We start from the raw sequence: 4,542 nt of genomic DNA, 5'->3' as shown, positions 1-4,542 counted from the left end.
ACCATCGCGGTGATCCAGACCCGCGCCGAGCCAACCGGTGTCGAGATCGTCGTCGCCGACCTCAGTGAGGGCGCCGGTCCCGGTCCCCTCCCGCACGGTGACGGGCAGCGGGGGCGTGCCGAGCCCCTCGGTCCGGACGAGGGCCAGGTCCAGCGCGGGCAGCGGGGTGACCGCGTCGGCGGACACCACCCGGCGGCGGTCCCCGGCGCCGTGCAGGACGAGCCGGGGCAGGCCGTCGACGGCCTCGTGGCTGGTGATCAGCGTGCCGTGGTGGTCGGCCAGGAAGCCGGCGCCGCGGGGGCGGCCGGCCGGGTCGTGGATACGGACGAGGGCGTCCCCGGGGACCGCGTCGTCCTCATGTCCTGCTGTTCCGGGGAGGTCCGGGGAGCCTTGTGGGCTGTCGTCCGTCTCCCGGGACCGGTTCCGCGACGCCATCGTCGAGCCTCCCCGCCGTACACCCGTGCCCTTGCGTTCGACGGTAGGGGCGGGATGATCAGCGGGACAGGTCGCTCTGCGAAAGCGCCCCCTTCCGCTCCCCCGGTTCACTCCGAGCGCCCGCACGGACGGGTGAAGGAACGGGGGCGGCTGGATACACCCTAGGGGTGGGGGAACCGAGGGGGGACCGTGGAGCGGCGGCAGTGGAGGTACCCCCTGGCCGCCGCTCCACGGACGGGGCCCCGGCCCCCCGGGCCCTCCGTCAGGCGAAGACGGCCAGGCTCTTGGCCTTGCCCCGCTGCTCCTCGACGAGCGCGAGGAAGCGGCCCTCCGGGTCGAAGACGGCGACGGGGCCGGCGCCCGCGTACGTCTCGGGCATCTCCAGCCGTACGCCGTTGGTGAGCAGCTTGGCCCGCCGGGCGTCGACGTCCCAGCGGGGGAACGCGGCCGTGGCGGCCTCGGCGATGGGCATCACGGTCAGCTCCTGCTGGAGCTGGTCGAGCGTGCGGGCCGCGTCCAGCTTGTAGGGGCCGACGCGGGTGCGGCGCAGGGCGGTGAGGTGACCACCGACGCCCAGGTCGGCGCCCAGGTCACGGGCCAGGGCCCGGATGTAGGTGCCGGAGGAGCAGACGACCGAGACGACCAGGTCGAGCACGGCCGTGCCGTCGTCGGCGACGGCGTCCCGGACGTCGTGCACGCCGAAGGACGAGACCGTGACGGGCCGGGCCGGGATCTCGAACTCCTCGCCCTCGCGCGCCCGCTTGTAGGACCGCACGCCGTTGATCTTGATGGCGCTGACCTTGGACGGCACCTGCATGATGTCGCCGGTCAGCTCGGCGATGCCGGCGTCGATCGCGTCTCGGGTGGTCTTGGAGGCGTCCGTGGCGGAGGTGATCTCCCCCTCGGCGTCGTCCGTGAGGGTGTTCTGCCCGAGCCGGATGGTGCCGAGGTACTCCTTCTCGGTCAGCGCGAGGTGGCCGAGGAGCTTGGTGGCCTTCTCGACGCCGAGGACGAGGACGCCCGTCGCCATCGGGTCGAGGGTGCCCGCGTGTCCGACGCGTCGCGTTCTGGCGATGCCGCGCATCTTGGCGACGACGTCGTGCGAAGTGAAGCCCGACGGCTTGTCGACGATGACAAGGCCGTCGGGCGTGGTGTGCTTCTCGGTCATTCGGCGCTGTCGTCCGTCTCGTCGTCCTCTTCGGGCTTGCGGTACGGGTCGGCCCCGCCTGCGTACTTGGCGCCCGCGGACGCCTCGCGCACCTTCTCGTCGGACTGGCGCGCCTTGTCGAGGAGGTCCTCGATGGTGCGGGCGTTGTCCGGGAGGGCGTCCATGACGAAGGCCAGGGTCGGCGTGAACTTCACACCGGCGGCGCGGCCCACCTCGGAGCGCAGGATGCCCTTGGCGCTCTCCAGGCCGGCGGCGGCCGCCGCGCGCTCCTCGTCGTCCCCGTACACCGTGTAGAAGACGGTCGCCTCCCTGAGGTCACCCGTGACCCGGGTGTCCGTGATGGTGACGTGCGAGCCGAGCCGCGGGTCCTTGATCCCGCGCTGCAGCTTCTGGGCCACCACCTCTCGGATGAGGTCCGCCAGCCTCTTAGCCCGCGCGTTGTCGGCCACTGGTCCGTCTCCTTAAGTGCTTACTTGTTGCTTCAGTCTTCGTCGCTGTGGAGCCTGCGTCGAACCGAGAGCAGTTCGATTTCGGGCCGCCCGGCGACGAGCCGCTCACAGCGGTCCAGTACGTCGGTGAGGTGTCCCGTCTCCCCCGAGACCATCGCGAGCCCGATCTCGGCCCTGCGGTGGAGGTCCTGGTTCCCCGTCTCGGCCGCACTCACCCCGTACTTGCGCTGGAGTTCGGCCACGATCGGACGGACGAGAGAGCGTTTCTCCTTGAGCGAGTGGACGTCGCCGAGGAGCAGATCGAAGGACAGAGTCCCCACATACATGTGTGTATCCGGATGTCCCGCCGGTTCGGGGTACGGGCGCCACGCTTCGACGCAGATACGGGAACCGTACACGCAACGGCCGGGGCCGATCGACGGAATATGTCCCGTCGATCGGCCCCGATCGTGACTCGGATCAGACGCGCGGCTTCTCGCGCATCTCGTACGTCGCGATGACGTCGTCGACCTTGATGTCGTTGAAGTTGCCGAGGTTGATACCGCCCTCGAACCCTTCGCGGATCTCGGTGACGTCGTCCTTGAAGCGACGCAGACCCTCGATGTTGAGGCTCTCCGCGACCACCTTGCCGTCGCGGATGAGGCGCGCCTTGGTGTTGCGCTTGACCTCGCCGGAGCGGATGAGAACACCCGCGATGTTGCCCAGCTTGGACGACTTGAAGACCTCGCGGATCTCCGCCGTACCGAGCTCGACCTCTTCGTACTCCGGCTTGAGCATGCCCTTGAGGGCCGCCTCGATCTCCTCGATCGCCTGGTAGATGACCGAGTAGTACCGGACGTCGACACCCTCGCGCTCGGCCATCTGCTGCGCACGCCCGGCGGCGCGCACGTTGAAGCCGATGACGATGGCGTCGGAGCCCATGGCCAGGTCGATGTCGGACTCCGTGACCGCACCGACACCACGGTGCAGGACGCGGATGTCGACCTCTTCGCCGACGTCCAGCTGCAGCAGCGAGGACTCGAGCGCCTCGACGGATCCGGAAGCGTCACCCTTGATGATCAGGTTCAGCTGCTGGACCTCGCCGGCCTTCAGCACCTTGTCCAGGTCCTCGAGCGACACACGGCGCGTGCGCTTGGCGAACGCGGCGTTCCGCTCACGGGCGGCACGCTTCTCCGCGATCTGACGGGCCGTACGGTCCTCGTCGACCACGAGGAAGTTGTCACCCGCACCCGGGACGTTGGTCAGGCCCAGGACCTGAACCGGCGTCGACGGGCCGGCCTCGGCAACGCTGTTGCCGTTGTCGTCGTGCATCGCCCGGACTCGGCCGTACGCGTCGCCGACCACCATGGTGTCGCCGACCCGCAGGGTGCCGCGCTGGACGAGGACCGTCGACACGGCACCACGGCCGCGGTCGAGGCGGGACTCGATGGAGATGCCCTGCGCGTCCTGGTGCGGGTTGGCCCGCAGGTCGAGCGAGGCGTCTGCCGTGAGGACCACGGCCTCCAGCAGGGAGTCGATGTGCAGACCCTGCTTGGCGGAGATGTCGACGAACATGGTGTCGCCGCCGTACTCCTCGGCCACCAGGCCGTACTCGGTCAGCTGACCGCGCACCTTGGTCGGGTCGGCGCCCTCGACGTCGATCTTGTTGACCGCGACGACGATCGGGACCTCGGCCGCCTTGGCGTGGTTGAGCGCCTCGACGGTCTGCGGCATGACGCCGTCGTTGGCCGCGACGACCAGGATCGCGATGTCCGTCGACCGCGCACCACGGGCACGCATGGCGGTGAACGCCTCGTGACCCGGGGTGTCGATGAAGGTGATCTTGCGCTCTTCTTCGTTGACCTCGGTCGCGACCTGGTAGGCACCGATGTGCTGGGTGATGCCGCCGGCCTCGCCCGCGATGACGTTCGTCTTGCGGATGGCGTCGAGGAGCCGGGTCTTACCGTGGTCGACGTGACCCATGACGGTGACGACGGGCGGGCGGACCATCAGGTCCTCCTCGTCGCCCTCGTCCTCGCCGAACTCGATGTCGAAGGACTCGAGGAGCTCGCGGTCCTCCTCCTCCGGGCTGACGATCTGAACCGTGTAGTTCATCTCGCCGGCGAGGAGATGGAGCGTCTCGTCGGAGACGGACTGCGTGGCCGTGACCATCTCGCCGAGGTTCATCATGACCGCGACGAGCGACGCCGGGTTGGCGTTGATCTTCTCCGCGAAGTCGGTGAGCGAGGCACCGCGCGACAGGCGAACGGTCTCGCCGTTGCCGCGAGGCAGCATCACACCGCCGACCGACGGGGCCTGCATGGCCTCGTACTCCTGGCGCCTCTGCCGCTTCGACTTGCGGCCACGACGGGCCGGACCGCCGGGACGGCCGAAGGCACCCTGCGTGCCACCACGGCCGCCGGGACCGCCGGGACGACCACCGAAGCCGGGACGGCCACCGCCGCCGGGACCGCCGGGACGACCGGCGAAACCGCCACCGCCGCCACCGGG

Annotated in this window: 4 protein-coding genes and 1 pseudogene; all 5 read right to left on the bottom strand. The window is 69.9% G+C overall.

Features of this window, described 5'->3' with window-relative positions; all coding sequences use genetic code 11:
- Positions 1 to 435, bottom strand: a pseudogene (locus tag ABZ281_RS39225) (serine protease); the annotation flags it as partial.
- Positions 436 to 697: 262 nt separating this feature from the next.
- Positions 698 to 1,603 carry a tRNA pseudouridine(55) synthase TruB gene (gene truB, locus ABZ281_RS39220; RefSeq protein WP_356662775.1) on the bottom strand — a complete coding sequence of 302 codons (906 nt, stop codon included), beginning with the start codon at positions 1,601 to 1,603 and terminating at the stop codon, positions 698 to 700.
- Positions 1,600 to 2,052 carry a 30S ribosome-binding factor RbfA gene (gene rbfA / locus ABZ281_RS39215; protein ID WP_356662774.1) on the bottom strand — a complete coding sequence of 151 codons (453 nt, stop codon included), beginning with the start codon at positions 2,050 to 2,052 and terminating at the stop codon, positions 1,600 to 1,602. The genes truB and rbfA overlap by 4 nt, the downstream gene beginning before the upstream one ends.
- A 32-nt stretch (positions 2,053 to 2,084) precedes the next feature.
- Positions 2,085 to 2,378, bottom strand: a complete 294-nt coding sequence (locus tag ABZ281_RS39210) for a DUF503 domain-containing protein (RefSeq protein ID WP_356662773.1) — start codon at positions 2,376 to 2,378, stop codon at positions 2,085 to 2,087.
- A 133-nt stretch (positions 2,379 to 2,511) separates the two neighbouring features.
- Positions 2,512 to 4,542: translation initiation factor IF-2 (gene infB, locus ABZ281_RS39205; RefSeq protein WP_356662772.1), on the bottom strand; the 2,031-nt coding region annotated here is incomplete at its 5' end.

Source organism: Streptomyces sp. NPDC006265, from assembly GCF_040613555.1.
Taxonomy (GTDB): domain Bacteria; phylum Actinomycetota; class Actinomycetes; order Streptomycetales; family Streptomycetaceae; genus Streptomyces.
This window is presented reverse-complemented; position numbering and strand designations above follow the sequence as displayed.